The following is a 19,056-nucleotide window of genomic DNA, read 5'->3' on the forward strand; positions in this document are numbered from 1 at the left end:
GGTGGATTGGTATTTAGTTTCTAGTCAACTCTATTTTACCATAAACCTTGAGGAGATATTTTATTTTAACAACAAAAAATACCGTATTTATGCGGTGTTTGGCGTTTCGCAAACGCCTAACAAACTACACCATAAAAGGAGAAATCACATGGAAGCAAGGAAACAGCACAGAATACGATGTTTGTTGAAGTTGCTGAAATTTGCCCATGGATAAAAACGCATTGATAGGTGTATCGCAATTCACAGAACGATAGAATTGCGATACACCTATTTTATATTTCAAGAGAAAACAAGAAGGAGGCTCATGATGAAAGCGATGGAAGCAAAGACAGAAAACAGATATGAGTACAGAAAACCACAGGAAAAGAGGAAACAGATGATAGCACCGGATTTATTTGAATTTGCATATGTACCGGATTGGTATGGACATTTAGCGGAACTGGAGAGGTTGGCGTTGCCGGAATCATGGAAGTTCCGAAAGCCGAGCCGGGAAACAAAGAATACAGACACTCCCATTTTAGAACGTTACATACATACAATTTTTCGCAAAGCCAAGTATTACACCCCTGAAAACAAAAGAAACCATACAAGGAAAAACAACGGGGAAGTGCAGAGTTATTACATTTTGGAAAATCACGAACCAATTGTATCACCAAAGGTGTGGGAACAGGTACAGAAGGTCAGGGAACAGAGAAAGCGTGACAGGAATATCGGACAGGACAGCACAATGAAGTTCCAAAACCGCTATCCCTTAAGCGGAATGCTGCTTTGCCCTTATTGCGGAAAAACGCTCCGGTGCAGACAAGTTTACAAGAAGAAAATCCAATGGCTCTGCAGCACCTACATTGAAAAGGGAGTTAAGGCATGTAAAGGGATAAGGATTGATGATGCCGAATTGCAGGGCTTGAACATCACGGAACAGACAGTGATTGAGGAGGTGGTTAAAAATGGCAAAAAGCATTACTGTTATACCAGCAAAGCAGATTTCGATTGCGGAATCAGGAACAGCACACTCAGTGCAGAAATTGAAGATGGCGGCGTACTGCCGAGTGTCAACCGACCAACATCAACTGGGAACCTATGATTTTCTCACTTTATTCAACACAATTCTAACGGACCGTGGATCAGAGTTCGGCGATCCCGATTCTTTAGAAACAGGATCTGAGGGTATTATCCGTTCAAGTATCTATTTCTGTGATCCCATGAGAAGTGGTCAAAAAGGTGGTATTGAACAGGCGCACACCATGTTGCACATGGTTCTGCCAAAGAAAACCAGCTTTGAATTCCTCACTCAATGGGATCTGAGAACTATTGTGGACCATATCAACTCCACTCCCAGAGAAAGTCTTGGCGGCCGCACTCCATATGATATCGCACTCGATAACTACGGCATTGACATTTTAAAAGCACTTCAGCTTAGGCCGATTCCACCCGACGAGGTCAATCTGACACCTAAGCTGATTCGCTTTAATCACTAACTTAGCATAAAAATCTGCTGTCAGACTGGAACTGAACAATTCACATTTTTTAGATGTGGCCTGTGGAATTTAGTCTTACACACCAGATATCCAGAGGTCTCTTTTCCATGTCACAAACTCAGATATTTTATGAGAAGTTAGCTTAATTATACCAGTTATCTAAAGATTTTGCTCATTATAATTCAATAAAATCAAGGAATTTTAATGTCTGGTGGAATTTACCACTGCACTGGAATTTAAAATTTCAAGTCAGCATTGATTTTGCAAAAGTAAAGTTTACTTGATTGAATGAATATAGTATAATGTGGCTAATGGATAATTTTTAGTTATCCGTTAAATGTTAATCAAAAAGAATTTTTTTGTAGAAATAACTAGTATTTATCTTGATGAAAATAATATAATATTTTGAGACAGTATAAAATCTATAGGAGAGGATAACAATGATTGATAAGTTAACAATAATAGACGGGAATAGTGCTTTGATAGAAATTCAGAAATTACTTCCTCTTAGGCTAATAAGTTTAGAATGTAAACATATTGCATATATAGATGATAAAACATCAAAACTTCATGAAAATGCTTTAGAAATAGGCTATAAAAACGATATTTTAGGTTCACATAGAGCATATACTAACATTTTTGATGAATTATCAAGAATACATAACATGGCTCAATCATCTTGTTTACGAGCTGTTCGCATTGTAATAACACGAGATGGACGTTACTAGTCAGATAATACTCATTGGACATTATCTTATTTATTTAGTTTATTTAGATATGGAGTGGAAACTAAAATACAAAAAATTCCTTTTTATGTTATAGAATTTAGAAATGAAAATCCTATAGCTATTAATCATGCATTCACACTATTTGATAGTGTAACAGAAATAAGAAATGCTGTAGAAGCGGCTCATAGTATTCAAAAATGATTAGATATAGGATGGCGAACCAAAGAATTAAGTTATACAATAGGAGATTTATTTTCAATACTTTCTGAAATAGAAATGAGAAAAGATAAAAAATAATGAAAAAATACAATATTAGAAAAGATAAAATATTTGAAATTCAAAAGAAAATAGATGAATGTTATACATCTAGTTCAATAATAAATGTGTACGGAGCATCTGGAACTGGCAAAACATATTTAGTACAAGAAGCGGTAGAAAAATATTTTTGCGATAATGCCAAATCTACAATATTATATCTAAATTTGTTAGAGGATATATTATCAACCACAGCATTTTGGGATATGATATTATTTACCATTTGGAATGGCGATATTAACGATAAAGAAAATATGTTAAAAGTTGATAAAAAAACATCCTTATCAAAATATTTAAGGCGGTGTTTTCATCGAGAAAAAGTAATTAATGTTTTATTTCAATCAGTATCTTCTATTGTTGCAACTATACCAGTATATAATGCCCAAATTGAGATAGGTGGAATTGATGTTACCGATTCAAATCATCTTGCCATCAATAATGAAATAGAAAAATCTCAATTAGTAATGAAATATTTTAAGTATGTAAGTAAAAAACACAAATTAATACTTATTATTGATAATTATCAATTTATGAATCCTACTATAAAGCGTTATTTCGAAATAGCAATAAATCAAATATCAAAAAATGTAGCTTTTATTAATATACAAAGAACAGATAATACTCATTATATTCGTCCAATAGCATATCAAAATAATTATATTAATATTGAACTTACTAACTTAAGTAAAAAAGATATATTAGAATCTATATTAGTGCCGCTATATCCTGATGTCAAAATATTGAACATGGTTTCGGAAGATTGTTTTAAAAAAACATTTGGAAATTTAAAGGAAATTGATATATATATAAAGGCTAACCACAATAATATAAGGAACGGGATTTTTAAAAAAAATAGAACAAAGTCTTTAGAAAATGCTCTTGATAGTTTACCACAAATACAACGAGATTTAGTTTTATTAGCTACATTATTTCCTGCTGGAATAAGATTAGAATATGTTACTGCTTTAATGAAAAGATATTTTTATTTAAAGGATGATGTTCTAAATGAGGAATTAAAGAAGATAATAACCCTAGGCTATGTAATGCTAAATAGTACTCGAAAGGACTTACTTAAACTATCACATGACAAAATAGGCTTAAGCATAGAAACCATTAATTCATCAGAAGAGTTTTTAGAATTTTATTACAATATTGAAAGTGGATTAGAAGAACTGGTTCAGGAAAAAAAAGATTCTTCAGATTATATATATTTACTCCACTGTTATATAGGAATATGTGATGGGAAAAAAATTTTAAAAAGTATTAAATATTTGGAAGAGTTAATAAAATTAGAATATAATGCGTGTTCTTTTCAATATCTTGTTGAGCTAATAAAAACATATATAGATTCGGACAAAAATATATTATTACATCTTTCGGAGCAATATATATTAAGTCTATTAGATGCATGTCAAAAAATCTGCTCATTTGAAACTTCTTTAGAAATATTGAATATCATCAGAAGTAGTAATGTATGGAACGAAAAATTTAGAATTTATTATGTAAAAGTTATGACACAGCTTTATCATTTTGATATTGCACTAAAGGAAGTAGAATTGTTGCCTGAGAGTAATGAAACACTTATGTATAAATTGATTATATTAGAGCACATAGGGAAAGAAGCGGAAATATCTAAATTACTTAATTCATTAATTCAAAATAGAAATAAAGTGCTTGACAAATGGTATTATATAATTCTAAGAAATACTGCACATTTTTTTTCGTATGAACAGGCATACCATAATTTGCAAAAATGTCTAGATTATTTTTCTAAATGTGGAACTGTTTTTGAACAAGCAACTATCCTTAATAATATTTCTGTAATCCAAATCTGGAATGGATCAAAAACATATATCGATGCAGAAAAAACTATTAAAAAAGCAATTAAGAAATTTTATGAGATCGGGTCAAATGAAATTTTTGAATCATATTATAATTATGGAACACTTAATTATTTAAAAGGAAATTATCAAAAAGCTATTGAATATTTTGAATATGCATTAGAGGAGGTTCCAGAAACGCTTACTATGGACGTTACACTATTACATATAAACAAAAGAATATGTGAATGTGCAATTAATCCTGAAAAAATTTCTGACTTAGAAATATATATATTAAAGAGTTTAAATAAATCAGAAATTTTACAGGATCCATGGGTTCGATTTCAATTAGAATATAATTTAAAAAATATTGAGATATATAATAATGGGAAAACAGATGTAAATCCATCGGAAATATTTTTACCAAATAACGACAGAAACACTACTACTCTTACTGTTTTTGATGTATTAAATATTCACAATGATTATATCCCTATATGTTTAAGTCTATCACCTAATTGGAGATACTAGTACTTTTATGATACTTATCAATTAAATATTCAATAACTTCTTTTTTTATATTTTGATGCAATAACAGATTACTAAGACAATCAGCTAAATAAGCTGTATCATCATCAGAATAGTTTAAATTAGTAATACAAGTAGTCCCAAATCGGATTCCTGAAGTAATATGTGGTGATAACGGATCAAGTGGTATTTGATTTTTGTTTATTAATATATGGTTTTCATAAAATAATTGTTCTGCAATATTTCCAGTTAACTTATATGGAGTCACATCAACTAAAAGTATATGGGTTTTATAATCTTTAGAATAAGTATGTATTCCGTTATTATTTAAATTGTATCCTATTATTTTAGCATGATGTTGAACCTCTGAAGCAAATTTTTTTAAATCAATATGTGATAATTCTACAAAGCATAACAACTTTGCAAATTGAATAGATTGTAGAGGTCCTCCTTGTGTAAGAGGAAAAACTGAATAAGAAATTAATTTTTGTAGTTCCTTTTTATAAATTAATATGCCCCCTTGAGGTCCACGTAATACTTTCTCCAATGAAAAAGTCACAAAATCAACCTCTGGAAATGGATTACTGTATAACTTAGCCATTATATATAAGATAGTATGACAAGCATCTACCATTACATATGAACCATTATTATGAGCAATCTCTGCAATTAATTTATAGTCTATATCATTTGGATATGATGAAGCCCCCACAATGATTAGTTTAGGTTTGTGTTTGATAGTCAAGTTAGATAATTGTTCATAATCAATTAAATATTCAGACGTCAAACCATAATTTATAACTTTAATATTTTTGGAAAATTTATTATGAGAAATATGACCACCACTTTTGGGATCAAGACTTAATACGGTATCTCCATCATTTAATATTGCATTATATACAATTTGGTTAGCCTGTGTACCAGAATGAGGTTGATTACATACATTATATGTATCAATGTTTAGCAATTTTAATACAAGTTCTTCTGTATAATTATCAATATCATCCATACTTTCAAAACATGGAAAAAATCGCGCCCCTACCATACCCTCTGTTGGTAAAGTAAACATCGGATATTCTTGTGCCCTTAAAACACTGGGAAATGGATAACTACAACACGCTTCCAAATTAATATAATTATTTTGTATATTATTATATGAATCAATAATTTGATTAACTCGATTATATTGTTCACCCAAAAATCTTTTTAATAAAAACATATTTATTCTCCATAGTATAGCCTATTAAGTAAATAATAAGCAAACATCTATTATCATTTATAGTTTCTCTCTAATCAAAGTGATAGATAACTAAAAATTATCCATTACCTGTATAAGAGAGCTATATTTTAAAACTCTTTCGAGGATGTTTTGCAGTAAGTATATCTCGTTGCTTTGAAAGAGCAACGTGCGTATAAATTTCAGTTACGGTGATTGAACTATGTCCAAGCATCTCTTGAATGTACCTAATATCCACATCTGCTTCAAGTAGGCTTGTAGCAAAGGTGTGGCGAAACATATGTGGAGTTATATGAAAATCTATAGATGCAAGAGAACAGTACTTTTTAATCATGCGTCTGATAGCTTGATCTGAAATTGAGGTTGCATTAGGATTAACAAAGAAATATCCGCATTTATTTATTTCGGACATATATTCAACTGTATACTTTTTAAGCATTTTTATGACGTCACTATTTCCAATCAGTATCATTCGTTCTTTTGAACCTTTTCCATATATGCGAATTGTTGCGTCGTGTAAGTCAACATCGGAGCTTTTTAAATTACATAGCTCAGAAATTCTCATGCCGGTAGAAAATAGTGTTTCACATATAGCAATGTCAAGAAGAGTGCGCTTCTTACGATAGTTGGTATGGGCAAGAGAAAATTCCTTATACATGGTTGCAAGTAAATTTTCCATTATGTAAAGCGGGATTGTTTTAGGTAGTATGATTGGTTCCCGAAAGCTTATTTTAATTTTATTGAAAGGATTTTGTTCAATATAATCTTTATATTCGAGAAAGTGATAAAAAGCTTTTATTGAAGCAAGTTTTCTTTTGGCTGTTTTGGGTTTGCAATTTTGATGCAGATATCCAATATATTTTTCTAGATCGGTTATGGATATAGTATGTATGCTAGAGTTGTTGAAAAAAGACACAAATTGACTTAAATCGGTACGATATGCTTTTAACGTTTTATTATCAAGCCTTTTTTGCGTTTTGCAGTATTCCAGATAGTTTTCAGTGGTAGCAAATAAAGTATTCATTTGTGGGCCTCTCCTTTTTTGAAATATTGTGTTTATATTGATGTATGCTCTTTTGATTTTGCAAATAATCCTAATGAAAAACAAGGTTAATCATAGTATAATAATATAAGATGTGAAGCATACAAAAGCAGAATGATTTAATAGCGAAAATTGAGAGGGTTTATTATGAAAGAGAGAATTACTTTATGTGGGGACAATTGTATAGAATGTTCAAGATATAATGCTCACAGCGAAGCAGAATTGAAAAGAGTTGCAGAATTGTGGTATAGGGTAGGTTGGCGAGATAAGGTGGTAACGAATGAAGAAATTACTTGTAGTGGATGTTCATCACATAAAGCAGGTACATATGGACTGGTTGATTGTATAATGAAGCATAGTGTTGAAAAATGCAATCAGTGTGAAGCATTTCCTTGCGATAATATTATGGATATGTTGGAGCGTTCAAAGAATTTGTAAATACCGATTAGTCAGTGCATGCTGCACGGTCATTGAGTGCATGCTTTCCGGCGTTTTAGTGCATACTTTCCGCTGTATAGTGCATTGACATAGATTGGTCCTATAATGAAGATGGCACACACATGTGTGACTATCATTTATAGGAGGTCGATAACCATGGTTGATTATCGAGAGATTCTGAGGCTTAATAACCTCGGATATACCAGGAAAGACATTGCATCCAGTGTACACAGTTCAAGGAATACCGTTTCTGAAGTTCTGACATTAGCCGGAAATCTTCACATTTGCTGGCCATTAGATGCCGATGTCACTAATCAGTCTTTGGAATGTTTGTTTTATCCGGGACGAAATAAGGATAATGAGGAACGACTTATGCCTGATTATCCTAAGATCCATAGAGAACTTGCCAAGAAAGGAGTTACCCTTACACTTCTCTGGACAGAATACTGTTTGGAAGCCAGTGCAGCCGGCAAAAAGCCGTACATGAGCACACAGTTCAATGATAACTATCGTAAGTGGGCTCGTATTACTAAGGCTACAATGCGTATCCAACATAAACCCGGTGACGAAATGGAGGTAGACTGGGCAGGTGCAACCATCGATATTTACGATGAGGTTACAGGTGAAGCGACTCCTGCCTATCTGTTTGTAGCAGTGCTTCCGTGCAGTCTTTATGTATACGCAGAGCTTTGCCCAAACATGAAATCTGATACATTTATCAACTGCCATGTACATTCCTATGCATACTTTGGTGGTTCCACCCGTTTATTAATCCCGGATAATCTCAAAGCTGGTGTTACTAAGAACACCCGGTATGACACCTTAATTCCGAGAGCCTACAAGGAAATGGCTGACCATTATAATACAGCGATTGTACCGGCCAGAATGAAGCATCCGGACGATAAACCAAATGCAGAAGGCTCTGTGAAATATGCCACCACCTGGATTCTGGCAGCGTTACGTAATTATCATTTCTTTTCTATTGAAGAAGCCAAAACAGCCGTTTCTGAGAAACTGGAGGAACTCAATCTCCGTCCATTTAAAAAGAGACTTGGAAACCGGCGTTCTGCTTTCGAAGATGAAGAAAAAGATTTTATGCTGCCGCTTCCCAAAGTCCCTTATGAACCAGCAGTCTGGTCTACTGCAAAGGTTCAAAAAGATTATCTCATAAGTGATGGCATCAATAAATACTCAGTTCCATTTGATCTAATTGGAGAACAGGTAGATATTCGCTTAACCAGTACTACTGTGGAGGTCTTTTATCATGGCGGACGTGTCGCTTCTCATGTGAGGAAAACGGTTCCTCAAAGAGATCCCATTTGCATCAGGGAACATATGCCTCTCAATCACCAGAAGTATCTTTCTTATAATCCGGAAGAGTTTGTGCGCTGGGCAGAGGACATGGGAACACATACATTAAAAACTGTAAATCACTTTCTCTATTCCGAAAAAGAACCGGAACGGGGATACAAGTATTGCGTCGGATTAATGAAGGCCGCCGAAAAGTATGGTAACAGACGAATTGAAAAAGCTTGTGGAAAACTTTTGACCATTACGGTACAACCGTCATTAAGGAGTATTATTACAATCCTTAAAAACGGACAGGATAAGTTAACTTCTGATGCGGATTTCTCCAGTCAAACGTGCAGTAAAAGAAGCAATGGTATTACACGTGGCATCTCGGCATACAGAAACGGAGGTGATATAGAATGATCAATGCATCTACCTTCGAAAAACTGAAAGCACTGAACTGTAGTGCTATGGCTGATGAATTTCAAAATCAGCTGAACGATTCAAAATCCTATAATGTATTAGGCTTTGAAGAACGTCTAGGGCTTCTTGTTGACGCAGAATGGAACAGACGTCAGGCAAACAAACTAAAAAATCTTATCAAACGGGCTGCTTTTTCTGTTTCGGCTGCCTGCGTTGAAGATATTGAGTACCTTCCTGACCGAAAGCTTGATAAAGCACAGATGATTCGTTTTTCGCCCTGTCAATACATCAACGAAGGACATCATATCATCCTAAAGGGAGCCACCGGTTCCGGTAAGACTTGAGATGTTTAAGCTGCTTGCAGAGAATTTTGATGATGTACTTGAATCTGTGTTGTCATCAGTGGAAGAAACATTATCCAAAGACGACAGTACAGAAAAATTGAAGCGTATTGAGAAAGAGATTTCCTTTCTTGAAAAGAAGAGAAAGAAATTGACCGATATGTATCTGGATGATAAAATTTCTAAAGAAGCTTATGACGATAAATACAGTGAGCTAGACAATAAGCTGGATAAATGTGAAGAAGAAAAGCATTTGTTTTCTGATTGTGCATTATCACAGAAGAATATTGCTGATAAGATGAAACTCATCAGGCAGAAGCTTAAAGGGGCTGATGTACTTGATGAATTTGACAGAGTAGTATTTGAAAGCATTGTGGAGAAAGTAGTTGTCGGTGATATGGAAGAGGATGGCACAGCTGATCCGTATAAGCTGACATTTGTGCTAAAGGGTATGGATGACAGAAGCATACCATATGCCAGAGACCGATATATGAATCTTCGTGAAAAGGCTGTGTAGACAACAAGGAGGAGCTTAAAAATGAGCGATAATCATGACTTGTTGAATGATAAAGATGTGTGTTCTTTTGAAGAACACGAGGCAGAAAATGTGTGTTCCAACAAAGATGCCGTTGCACGTTGAGACGGTTGCTCTTTTGTCCCAACTGAAACAAAAGCCGGATGATTACATTAATGTCACGATTGAACTTGATGATATGGATATAACATCTGCAGAGACTAAGGCAACATATGATGAGATAAAGAAGTATGTGGCTGAACATAATGCCGGCATGAAGGTTTCCAATCTGTATATCTCACAGGTAAAGAGAAAATGCGGAATTGAGGTTGGAAAGAATTTGCGCGTTGCAACGAGGAGAATGGACTGCTTGCAAGGCAATTCGACGACTGCCGCGACAGACTTGGAACTTGTTCCAAGTCCTAATTTACCTAAAAATGAAGATAGCAGGCAACCGCAGTGTCCAGAAGATAAAGAGAGTGCAATTGTGGAGGCATTGAAGCATTTTAAGATGAATAGTTAATAAAGAGAGGTGCATATGCTATGCCAGGTATACTCGTGGTTGAAGATGATGAAAATTTAAATCGTGGAATTACATTTTCACTGAAAAAATCCGGATATGAGGTTTTTTCAGCAGAATCAGTGAAAAAAGCGAAAAGAATTGCAAGTGATAATAATGTGGATGTTACCATTTGTGATGTGAATCTTCCGGATGGGAATGGATTGGAATTTGTAAGGTGGATGAGATGCAATTATAATACATACATTATTTGTCTTACAGCACTAGATCAGGAGATGGATCAGGTCATGGGATATGAAGCAGGGGCAGATGATTATATTACAAAGCCGTTTAGTCTTTCGGTACTTCTTTTGAAAATAGAAGCACATTTCCGCCGCAGACAGGAGAAAACGGAAGCCGGAAAGATGATTTCGGGAGATATCGTATTTATCGCAGGAGAAATGAAAGTCCTGATAAAGAGTCGTGAAATCAGTCTGACAAAAACGGAGTTGAAAATGCTGACTTTTTTTCTTCAGAATCCGAAACAGATTCTTTCAAAAACACAAATATTGGAAAATGTGTTTGATCTGGAAGGGGATTTTGTGGATGAAAATACAATCGCTGTCAATATCAGAAGACTCCGTGAGAAAATCGAAGACAATCCGGCTGCACCGGTCTATATAAAGAATATCAGAGGTCTTGGGTATATATGGAATCAGGAGGTAAGGCAGTGACAAAGAGATATCGCAAGAAGATTACAGTAGTGCTCTCCTTGGTATTACCTGTCATATTATGGTTTGCAATATTAAATTGCTTTACCACGTATGTGTTTTATGAAGATTATAAATATAAAATGAATCTTATGACAGAGATTGCTGCAAAGGAAGAATTTTCCGGGCTGGATGCTGTTTCGGAATTGCTTAAGGATAAGGATATTGAAACTAACGAACAGGGAAGGCGATTATTGGAGCAATATGGATACTGTGGGAATAAAAGGAATGCATTTTATTCGCAATTCCGGCATCAGGTTATGGTGACCGGTGCTGTAAGCACTGTGATATGCGTGCTTCTTTTGACTTTTTTACTTTATTGGAAGAAAAAAGAAGATGCGCGTCATCAGAAAATTTTAGACCAGTTGGAAGAAATTCTGATCAGATTCCGTGAAAATAAATTTGATGCTTTACTGAAAACGGAAAATCCAGCAGAACTGGAAAAATTGAATGACCAGCTTGAAGCAATCGGACATCATATTCAGTTGCTAAAGGAAGAAGCACGGGAAGAAAAAGAGAACACGAAAGAAATGGTTTCTGATATTTCTCACCAGTTAAAGACACCGGTTGCAGCTTTGGATACATGTTTTAGTGTGCTGATGCAGAATGACTTAAGTGCCACAGAACAGGAGGAGTTTCGTATCCGTTGTCGGAGTGCTCTGGATGGACTGGAGACATTATTGCAGTCGCTTCTTGAAATATCCAAGATGGAAACTGGACTGATTCAGATTAATAAGAAAAAACTTCCGCTTATGGATACTGTCATATCTGCAGTGAACCGCACTTATCCTAAAGCGGATGAGAAAGAAATTGAATTCGTTTTTGACTATGAAAAAGAGATGGAAACATGCACGATTATGCAGGATAAAAGGTGGCTTGGTGAAGCTGTGATCAACGTTCTGGATAATGCGGTCAAGTACAGTCCGTGTGGTTCAAAAATATTTATCCGGTTACAAAAAAGAAACGATCTTGTAAGAATGGAAATTGAGGATCAGGGAATTGGTATTCCGCAGAATGAGTATCACAAAATTTTTCAACGATTTTACAGAGGAAGTTCCAAGGAGGTCATGGAAAAGAGTGGTACAGGAATCGGACTTTTTCTATCGAGAGAAATTATCGAAAAACACGCAGGTACGATTACGGTAACCTCCGGCAAAAAGAAAAAAGGAAGCACGTTTGTGATTCAATTACCATATGTTGGTTAAATTTTAAGTGAGCAGAAATCTTACAATTCTGTAAGATTTTTGCTCGTTTTTTGAAAGTGAAATGAAAGATTGTCCTGATACAATTTGGATGTAGGTTGAAAAATGACCAAATATATAAACAGGCAAAGAAAGCGTGTTGAAAAGGTATGCTTTACAGAATTGAAAAGGAGGCAACACATGAGTGTGATATTAGAAACCAAGCAGCTTTGTAAGTTTTATGGCGCAGGTGAGAATCAGGTCAAAGCGGTCAATCAGGTGGACATTCAGATTGAGCAGGGAGAATTTGTCGCAATTGTTGGAAAGTCAGGTTCCGGTAAAAGTACATTACTTCATATGCTTGGAGGGCTAGACACCCCGACAAAAGGCAGTGTTACTTTAGCAGGGAAAGATTTATACAGGATGAAGGAAGATGCCCTTGCTGTTTTCCGCAGAAGAAAAATCGGATTTGTTTTTCAGGCATTTAATCTGGTTTCATCTGTTAATGTCTGGGAAAATATTGTACTGCCACTGGGGCTGGATGGAAGAAAAGTGGATGAAGCGTATGTAAATGATATTATTGCAACTCTGGGGATTGAAAACCGGATTTATAATCTGCCAAATCAGTTATCCGGAGGACAGCAGCAGAGAGTAGCAATTGCAAGAGCACTGGTGAATCGTCCGGAAATTATATTTGCAGATGAGCCGACAGGAAATCTTGATTCTAAGACCAGTGATGAGGTAATCGCTCTGCTTAAGATGACAGCAAAAAAATATGGACAGACAATTGTAATGATTACCCATGATGACGAAATTGCACAGGTCGCTGATCGTATTCTGGTGATTGAGGACGGACAGGTGGTGGATTTCAGATGAAGACAATAAGCAGGATTGCATATAGCAATGACAAAAAAAACAAGACAAGAAGTATACTGATTATGATGTCCATATGTCTGACTACGATGCTGCTTGTGATCATCAGTACTGTGGGAAATGGGGTAATTCATTTACAGAAAAGTCAGGCGGCAGGCTCATATGGAAGCAATTATGGTCTGTTTGTCGCAGCAGATGCCTCGCAGTTAAAGGAAGTAAGCCGCCGTGCAGAAATAGATGCAATAGGAATTATGTGTACAGAAGGCATTATAAAAGGCAATGAAAACGGCGGGTTTGTCTGCATGGATGAGACTGCAAGAAAAATGCTTCCTTATAATAAAGAATATGAGTTGAAGGAAGGAAAGTATCCGGGGGGAACGCAGGAAATTGCCGCAGGAAGAGCATTTTTTCGTGCAATGGGGTATGGTGATGTAAAGATCGGAGATACGGTTACACTGGATTACCGCGCAGGGATGCAGTCAGAATATAAGCCGGAAGAATTTGTTGTCAGCGGAATCCTATATGATCGGGATGAGTATACCATCGAGGCATCTTATGTTGCTTTCGGGTCACAGGAGTTTTATGATGAGCACGTCGCAGAGAATGACAGACAGTATAATATTTATTTTACTTTAAATGATTCTGCAAATGTATCTATGAATAATATTGATTTGGTTATAAAGCAGATTGCAGCAGCTTGTGGGATCGAAGAAAAAAACGTTATTGTCAATGATCTCTATTTGCAATGGGTCTTGCAGCCGAGTTATGAAACGATTGCGGTATGCGGGGTTTTGATTCTTGCAATTGTACTTTTCTCTGTTGTGGTCATTTATAATATTTTTCAGGTCGGTATTGCCAACAAGATACAGGAGTATGGAAAAATCAAGGCTCTGGGAGCGACAAAAAAGCAGATGAAACAGCTGATCTTCAGAGAGGGCATTTTTTTGACATTTTTTTCAATACCAGTTGGATTGATTTTTGGCTTTCTGATTGCAAAATGCGGTTTTAACTGGCTGGTAGAACAGGAGAACCTTGTATCAACCCAAACTGGCTCTATGGGAGCCCAAAATCAGCAGGTGCCTCTGTTTTCCCTGCCTGTTATGCTTCTCTGTATTTTCGTATCATTTCTTACCGTTGCTTTGGCACTGCGTAAACCAATGAAAATTGTTTCACGGATTTCACCTATCGAAGCAACACGGTATTTAGAAAATGCAGAAACACAAAAAAAAGGAAAACGAAATGGCAGAAAAAATGTCACCGTGTTTTCTATGGCAATGGCAAATGTAACGGGTAATCCCAAAAGAACTATTGGTACTATCCTCACAATGGGTTTTTCTTGCGTATTGTTTGTGATTATCTCTAATTATGTGGGAAATATTGATACGGAGCATGAAGCGCGTCTTTCCGTTAATCATGGACAATTTGAACTGCAGCTTGACTATTCTGCTGAGTATGATGAAAGATATCCGGAGAATAATCTGGATACGATTCTGACGGATGATCCATTGAATGATTCGCTGATTGAAGAAATCAAAAGCATTCCGGGAGTAACAGATGTCATGACGAGAGAGATTGTCTCTGTAAATCTGAACGGAACAAGATTTCCGGCTGATATTGTGAGTAAAAAGGATTTTGATTTTATGCGCCAGGACGGGGATATTGGCTCTATGGACTATGATCAGGCGGTAAAGAATGGTGATATTTTCTTTGGCTGGTCAACGTGGATGGAACAAGATGGATATGCTCCGGGTGAATCCATTGCATTTGACTTTGAGAATGGAAATGGAACCTATACCTATCAGGGAAAGATTGCAGGATCTTTTGTAAGTGCGGACACTTATCTTGTCATTCCGGAAGGTGTATATCGTTCCATGAATCTGAGAGGAACAGCCTATGGCTATCTGTGGGTGGACTGTGATAAAAAAGATGTGGCATCTGTAGAACAAAGTCTGAATACTTTGATTTCTAATACTTCGCATATAAAAATGGATACCTATCATGCGCAGTTACAATCTGCCGAATTTGCAAGCAGCATGATGAAGCTTGGCTGTTATCTGTTTATGGCTATTGTAGGACTCATCGGGTTTATGAATATGGCGAATACCATGATCATGAATATTACGACAAAAAAGCAGGAATATGGTATATTACAGGCTGTGGGTATGACAAATAAACAATTAAATTTATGTCTGCAGTTACAGGGACTGATGTTTACGGTTGGTACCATATGCGTAGCTTTGATCATTGGTCTGCCGCTCGGCTATGCACTTTTTTCCTATGCAAAACATATGGGAATATTTGGAATGAATATCTATCATGTTCCAATCGTACCAATTTTTATTATGATTTTTTTGGTCGGTCTGTTGCAGATTGTACTTTCCTGCGTTTTAAGCAGTAATCTGAAAAAGGAAACGCTGGTAGAAAGAATAAGGTATCAGGGATAGTTTACTTGTGACAAATGATTTTCCAGAATCATTTTCCGGAATTGTCGAGCGGCTGAGTTCAGCGGATGTTGGCAATCGTATAGCATGCATATATTTCTTTCCGGAATGTTTTCTTTTAGTGATATCTGGACAATTTCTCTTTTTTGAATAGAATCATGTGCCATTGCTTCTGGAAGAAAAGCCAGGCCCAGCTCACATTTGACAAGAGGGAGAATCTGATCGGTCGTGGCGGTTTCGGTATCAGGGGCAAGTTCGAGTCCGTGAGAGAGAAAGAGTGCATGATAAAACTGAAACGTCGTTGTTTCACGTCCAAGCGAAATCAGCGGATAGTTTTTTAATTCTGCGAGAGATAATTCCTGGCTGCCGAGTGCGGTAAAAGTTGTACCACCGACAAGGATTTCCTGAAAAGGCTGCAGCATAATCTGTCTGAGTGGTGATTCCACGGAAGCTGGAGTTGAAACAATAGCAAAGTCGATTTTTCCGCTTTTTACGGCATCAATGGCCTGTGGGGTGGAGTAATTGTACAGTTTCAGGCGGATGCCGGGATAGGTCATATGAAATGCTTTAAGTTTATTAAAAAGAAAAATATTTAATGCGGTCTCGCTGACACCGATCGCAATGCTTCCATGTGACAGCCCCGTACTATCCGATAACTCCTCTTCTGCGGCAAAAATCTGTGACATTGCAGCGGAAATATGGGTATAAAGTTTTTCCCCTTCCGGGGTAAGCTGAATGCCCCGGTTGGTACGTACAAACAAAGTTGTATTAATCTGCTGCTCCAGACGGTTCATGGCCCTTGTCACATTTGGCTGACTGCTGCCGAGTGTATGTGCGGCTTTGGTAAAGTTGTGGTATTTTGCAACATAATAAAAAATTCGATAGTATTCAAAATTTACATTCATCGATAGAACCCCCTCTGACATATCAAAATGTTATTTATAACATATCAATTATAGTTTTTACTTATCCCTAATACAAAAGTATAATCATAGAAGATGAAAAAAGCAAGAAAGGAAGCGCATGAAGCATGAAGGAACAGACGATTTTTCCACGAGAGGAAAAGGCAGAGGCTTTGTTTCAGAAAATATTAAATGATCATTGGGCATGTGAAAAGTTACAGGAAACATTTTGTAACTGTTTATTTTGCAATGATGATTCGGATGCCGGAATTTCTCCGGCAGAATTTTCACTGGCTTTGTTCAATGCGTATACGAACCGGGATATATCGGCCTTCCTTATGGGCATATGTCAGAATACATTGTTTGACCTGTTGAGAAATTCATTTCTGATTCCCTATCGTTTTGATGCAGACGGAAAGCAAAATCCGGTCATTATGACGGATGAAAATGGGCAATTACTTCCTGCATACAAAGGCACAGCTCATGAAACAGAATACCGGCATTTTCATGAGGTATACAAAGATCTCGGCAATCAGAAAAATATATATTTTGCACAGGCATACCGTTACAGCCATGAATATCAGTCGGATTACATGGATGTGAAACAAAAGATTCTTGAAAAAAATATGGGTGTGCTGCTCATTCGTGAACTGCCGGATACCGTAAAGGAGAAGGAGACAGAGGCAGAAGCATATTCCGCCGTGTGGGATCTTATGATTGAGCTGGAAAAGAATCTTCCAATGGCTTACGTATTTTATGGACAGGATTCGCTGGTGGAGAATAACAACCGATATGATGAAATTGGAATTTTCCTTCCGAATTCTATCTTCCTGAAAAATCTCGAACGTCATGTTGCAAAAGCGGAGGAGATCATTTATGGCGAAAAATGATTATGTAGAAATCATGGAAAAAAATCATATGGAGATTCCGTGGCACGATTATACAGAGAATGACAGTGAAGTGCTGATTCAGCAGGCAGGACTGATTGAAAAGGCATCGGTTGTCGGCCGGGTTGGTCTGATTATGCTTTCCTGTGGAACCGGAGCATGGCGTGTGCGGACTTCTATGAACAGGCTTTCCAGGGAACTTGGAGTAACCTGTACAGTGGATGTGGGACTGATGTCCATAGAGTTTAATTGTTTTGATGGAAAAGAGTGTGTTTCACAGTCTCTTAGTATTGCAAATACCGGAGTAAATACTTCCAAGCTTTATCGGATGGAACAGTTTGTAAATAGTTTTCCATCTCAGGAAGCGCATTTGACCGGAGAAGAAATCCATAAGCGGCTGGATGAAATCGAGCAGATCCATGAACTCTATTCTCCGGTAAAACTCGGATTGGCAGCGGCACTTGCATGTTGTGGATTTACATTTCTGCTGGGTGGTGGCCCGGTGGAGATGATATTTGCATTTATTGCCGCTGGTGTTGGTAACCTTATCCGGATGAAGCTGATCAAACATCATTACACATTGTTTTTAAACATTGCAGTATCTATTTCAGCTGCATGTCTGACGTATGCTGTCTGTCTGCATATGGCAGAGCTGTTGTTACACGTTTCCGCAGTGCATGAGGCCGGATATATCTGTTCCATGTTGTTTATTATTCCGGGATTTCCGTTTATCACAAGTGGAATTGACTTGGCAAAGCTGGATTTGCGATCTGGTCTGGAGCGGCTTACCTATTCCATTATTATTGTTCTGGTTGCAACGATGTTTGCATGGATCATGGCACTTTTGTTAAAGCTTCAGCCACAGGATTTTGTAGCTTTGCATCTAGGAAGTATGATGCATCTGGTTTTACGTCTGATCGCAAGCTTTTGCGGAGTATTTGGATTCTCGATTATGTTTAACAGTTCAGTCTATATGGCAGCAACGGCGGCATGTATCGGTGCCGTTGCAAATACATTGCGGCTGGAACTGGTCGATTATACAGGGATGCCATCTGCGGCAGCAGCTTTCATAGGAGCACTGACTGCAGGTCTGCTTGCATCCATCATAAAGAGAAATCATGGATATCCGAGAATTTCACTGACAGTGCCATCCATTGTAATTATGGTGCCAGGATTATATTTGTATCGTGCGATTTATAATTTTGGAATTATGTCACTAACAGAGGCAGTTTCGTGGTTTGCAGCAGCGATCATGATTATTGTATCGTTACCGCTTGGACTTATTTTTGCGAGAATACTTACCGACCGGACATTCCGGTATTGCTCATAACAGATTATGCATGGGTTTA

General features: G+C 36.7%; 17 protein-coding genes and 2 pseudogenes. 16 read left to right on the forward strand and 3 right to left on the reverse strand.

Annotated elements, in window-relative coordinates:
- From H8S17_RS16425 to H8S17_RS15020, 5 genes and pseudogenes are all read left to right on the forward strand, one after another.
- The coding region (locus H8S17_RS16425; RefSeq protein WP_207723432.1) for a hypothetical protein at positions 1-214 on the forward strand (214 nt) is incomplete at its 5' end.
- A gap of 93 nt (positions 215-307) precedes the next feature.
- Entirely contained in the window at positions 308-1,084 is a 777-nt protein-coding gene (locus H8S17_RS15005) for a recombinase zinc beta ribbon domain-containing protein (protein WP_243238097.1), read from the forward strand.
- Positions 1,062-1,478, forward strand: a pseudogene (locus H8S17_RS15010) (transposase); the annotation flags it as partial. The gene H8S17_RS15005 and the pseudogene H8S17_RS15010, both read left to right, overlap by 23 nt.
- Before the next feature lie 440 nt (positions 1,479-1,918).
- A complete protein-coding gene (locus H8S17_RS15015; RefSeq protein WP_186867795.1) occupies positions 1,919-2,206 on the forward strand; it encodes a hypothetical protein in 288 nt (95 codons plus the stop codon).
- Between the two features lie 296 nt (positions 2,207-2,502).
- A complete protein-coding gene (locus H8S17_RS15020; protein WP_186867796.1) occupies positions 2,503-4,872 on the forward strand; it encodes a tetratricopeptide repeat protein in 2,370 nt (789 codons plus the stop codon).
- On the opposite strand, the gene H8S17_RS15025 is transcribed toward H8S17_RS15020, so the two are convergent.
- The gene (locus H8S17_RS15025) at positions 4,856-6,088 is read right to left on the reverse strand and encodes an aminotransferase class V-fold PLP-dependent enzyme (protein ID WP_177388443.1); all 1,233 of its coding nucleotides are present in this window, start codon (positions 6,086-6,088) and stop codon (positions 4,856-4,858) included. The two genes, H8S17_RS15020 and H8S17_RS15025, sit on opposite strands and share 17 nt — an antisense overlap.
- A 121-nt stretch (positions 6,089-6,209) precedes the next feature.
- Complete coding sequence (locus H8S17_RS15030) at positions 6,210-7,130, reverse strand: tyrosine-type recombinase/integrase (RefSeq protein ID WP_186867797.1); 921 nt, start codon at positions 7,128-7,130, stop codon at positions 6,210-6,212.
- Between the two features lie 165 nt (positions 7,131-7,295).
- Between H8S17_RS15030 and H8S17_RS15035 the strand changes: the two genes are divergently transcribed.
- The 9 genes and pseudogenes from H8S17_RS15035 (at position 7,296) to H8S17_RS15075 (ending at position 15,921) form a co-directional block, all read left to right on the forward strand.
- A complete protein-coding gene (locus H8S17_RS15035) occupies positions 7,296-7,586 on the forward strand; it encodes a DUF3795 domain-containing protein (protein WP_186867798.1) in 291 nt (96 codons plus the stop codon).
- A 156-nt stretch (positions 7,587-7,742) separates the two neighbouring features.
- Positions 7,743-9,299, forward strand: a complete 1,557-nt coding sequence (istA, locus tag H8S17_RS15040; protein ID WP_243238099.1) for an IS21 family transposase — start codon at positions 7,743-7,745, stop codon at positions 9,297-9,299.
- A complete protein-coding gene (locus tag H8S17_RS15045; RefSeq protein ID WP_186867799.1) occupies positions 9,296-9,643 on the forward strand; it encodes an ATP-binding protein in 348 nt (115 codons plus the stop codon). Before istA ends, H8S17_RS15045 begins: the two co-directional genes overlap by 4 nt.
- A gap of 1 nt (position 9,644) precedes the next feature.
- Positions 9,645-10,157: a hypothetical protein gene (locus H8S17_RS15050; protein ID WP_243238100.1), complete on the forward strand. Its 513-nt coding sequence runs from the start codon at positions 9,645-9,647 to the stop codon at positions 10,155-10,157.
- Between the two features lie 112 nt (positions 10,158-10,269).
- Positions 10,270-10,677, forward strand: a pseudogene (locus tag H8S17_RS15055) (hypothetical protein); the annotation flags it as partial.
- A 20-nt stretch (positions 10,678-10,697) separates the two neighbouring features.
- Positions 10,698-11,387 (forward strand): response regulator transcription factor, encoded by a 690-nt coding sequence (locus tag H8S17_RS15060; protein ID WP_008120506.1) that lies wholly within the window; start codon positions 10,698-10,700, stop codon positions 11,385-11,387.
- The gene (locus tag H8S17_RS15065; protein ID WP_186867800.1) at positions 11,363-12,628 is read left to right on the forward strand and encodes an ATP-binding protein; all 1,266 of its coding nucleotides are present in this window, start codon (positions 11,363-11,365) and stop codon (positions 12,626-12,628) included. Before H8S17_RS15060 ends, H8S17_RS15065 begins: the two co-directional genes overlap by 25 nt.
- Before the next feature lie 177 nt (positions 12,629-12,805).
- On the forward strand, positions 12,806-13,480 hold the full coding sequence (locus H8S17_RS15070) for an ABC transporter ATP-binding protein (protein WP_006426335.1): 675 nt from the start codon (positions 12,806-12,808) through the stop codon (positions 13,478-13,480).
- On the forward strand, positions 13,477-15,921 hold the full coding sequence (locus H8S17_RS15075; RefSeq protein WP_186867801.1) for an ABC transporter permease: 2,445 nt from the start codon (positions 13,477-13,479) through the stop codon (positions 15,919-15,921). Before H8S17_RS15070 ends, H8S17_RS15075 begins: the two co-directional genes overlap by 4 nt.
- Here H8S17_RS15075 and H8S17_RS15080 read toward each other — a convergent pair.
- Complete coding sequence (locus H8S17_RS15080; protein ID WP_186867802.1) at positions 15,912-16,823, reverse strand: LysR family transcriptional regulator; 912 nt, start codon at positions 16,821-16,823, stop codon at positions 15,912-15,914. The two genes, H8S17_RS15075 and H8S17_RS15080, sit on opposite strands and share 10 nt — an antisense overlap.
- 125 nt (positions 16,824-16,948) lie before the next feature.
- On the opposite strand from H8S17_RS15080, the gene H8S17_RS15085 reads away from it, so the two are divergent.
- Positions 16,949-17,710 carry a DUF4866 domain-containing protein gene (locus tag H8S17_RS15085; protein WP_186867803.1) on the forward strand — a complete coding sequence of 254 codons (762 nt, stop codon included), beginning with the start codon at positions 16,949-16,951 and terminating at the stop codon, positions 17,708-17,710.
- Entirely contained in the window at positions 17,697-19,037 is a 1,341-nt protein-coding gene (locus H8S17_RS15090) for a threonine/serine exporter family protein (RefSeq protein WP_186867804.1), read from the forward strand. Before H8S17_RS15085 ends, H8S17_RS15090 begins: the two co-directional genes overlap by 14 nt.
- Positions 19,038-19,056 lie beyond the last annotated feature (19 nt).

It is taken from the genome of Roseburia zhanii (genome assembly GCF_014287635.1).
Classification (GTDB): domain Bacteria; phylum Bacillota; class Clostridia; order Lachnospirales; family Lachnospiraceae; genus Roseburia_B; species Roseburia_B zhanii.

Excerpts from the sequence above, each read along its gene's own strand:
- H8S17_RS15005 (WP_243238097.1), top strand. The coding sequence starts at position 308 with ATGAAAGCGATGGAAGCAAAGACAGAAAACAGATATGAGTACAGAAAA.
- H8S17_RS15015 (WP_186867795.1), top strand. The coding sequence starts at position 1,919 with ATGATTGATAAGTTAACAATAATAGACGGGAATAGTGCTTTGATAGAA.
- H8S17_RS15020 (WP_186867796.1), top strand. The coding sequence starts at position 2,503 with ATGAAAAAATACAATATTAGAAAAGATAAAATATTTGAAATTCAAAAG.
- H8S17_RS15025 (WP_177388443.1), bottom strand. The coding sequence starts at position 6,088 with ATGTTTTTATTAAAAAGATTTTTGGGTGAACAATATAATCGAGTTAAT.
- H8S17_RS15030 (WP_186867797.1), bottom strand. The coding sequence starts at position 7,130 with ATGAATACTTTATTTGCTACCACTGAAAACTATCTGGAATACTGCAAA.
- H8S17_RS15035 (WP_186867798.1), top strand. The coding sequence starts at position 7,296 with ATGAAAGAGAGAATTACTTTATGTGGGGACAATTGTATAGAATGTTCA.
- istA (WP_243238099.1), top strand. The coding sequence starts at position 7,743 with ATGGTTGATTATCGAGAGATTCTGAGGCTTAATAACCTCGGATATACC.
- H8S17_RS15045 (WP_186867799.1), top strand. The coding sequence starts at position 9,296 with ATGATCAATGCATCTACCTTCGAAAAACTGAAAGCACTGAACTGTAGT.
- H8S17_RS15050 (WP_243238100.1), top strand. The coding sequence starts at position 9,645 with ATGTTTAAGCTGCTTGCAGAGAATTTTGATGATGTACTTGAATCTGTG.
- H8S17_RS15060 (WP_008120506.1), top strand. The coding sequence starts at position 10,698 with ATGCCAGGTATACTCGTGGTTGAAGATGATGAAAATTTAAATCGTGGA.
- H8S17_RS15065 (WP_186867800.1), top strand. The coding sequence starts at position 11,363 with ATGGAATCAGGAGGTAAGGCAGTGACAAAGAGATATCGCAAGAAGATT.
- H8S17_RS15070 (WP_006426335.1), top strand. The coding sequence starts at position 12,806 with ATGAGTGTGATATTAGAAACCAAGCAGCTTTGTAAGTTTTATGGCGCA.
- H8S17_RS15075 (WP_186867801.1), top strand. The coding sequence starts at position 13,477 with ATGAAGACAATAAGCAGGATTGCATATAGCAATGACAAAAAAAACAAG.
- H8S17_RS15080 (WP_186867802.1), bottom strand. The coding sequence starts at position 16,823 with ATGAATGTAAATTTTGAATACTATCGAATTTTTTATTATGTTGCAAAA.
- H8S17_RS15085 (WP_186867803.1), top strand. The coding sequence starts at position 16,949 with ATGAAGGAACAGACGATTTTTCCACGAGAGGAAAAGGCAGAGGCTTTG.
- H8S17_RS15090 (WP_186867804.1), top strand. The coding sequence starts at position 17,697 with ATGGCGAAAAATGATTATGTAGAAATCATGGAAAAAAATCATATGGAG.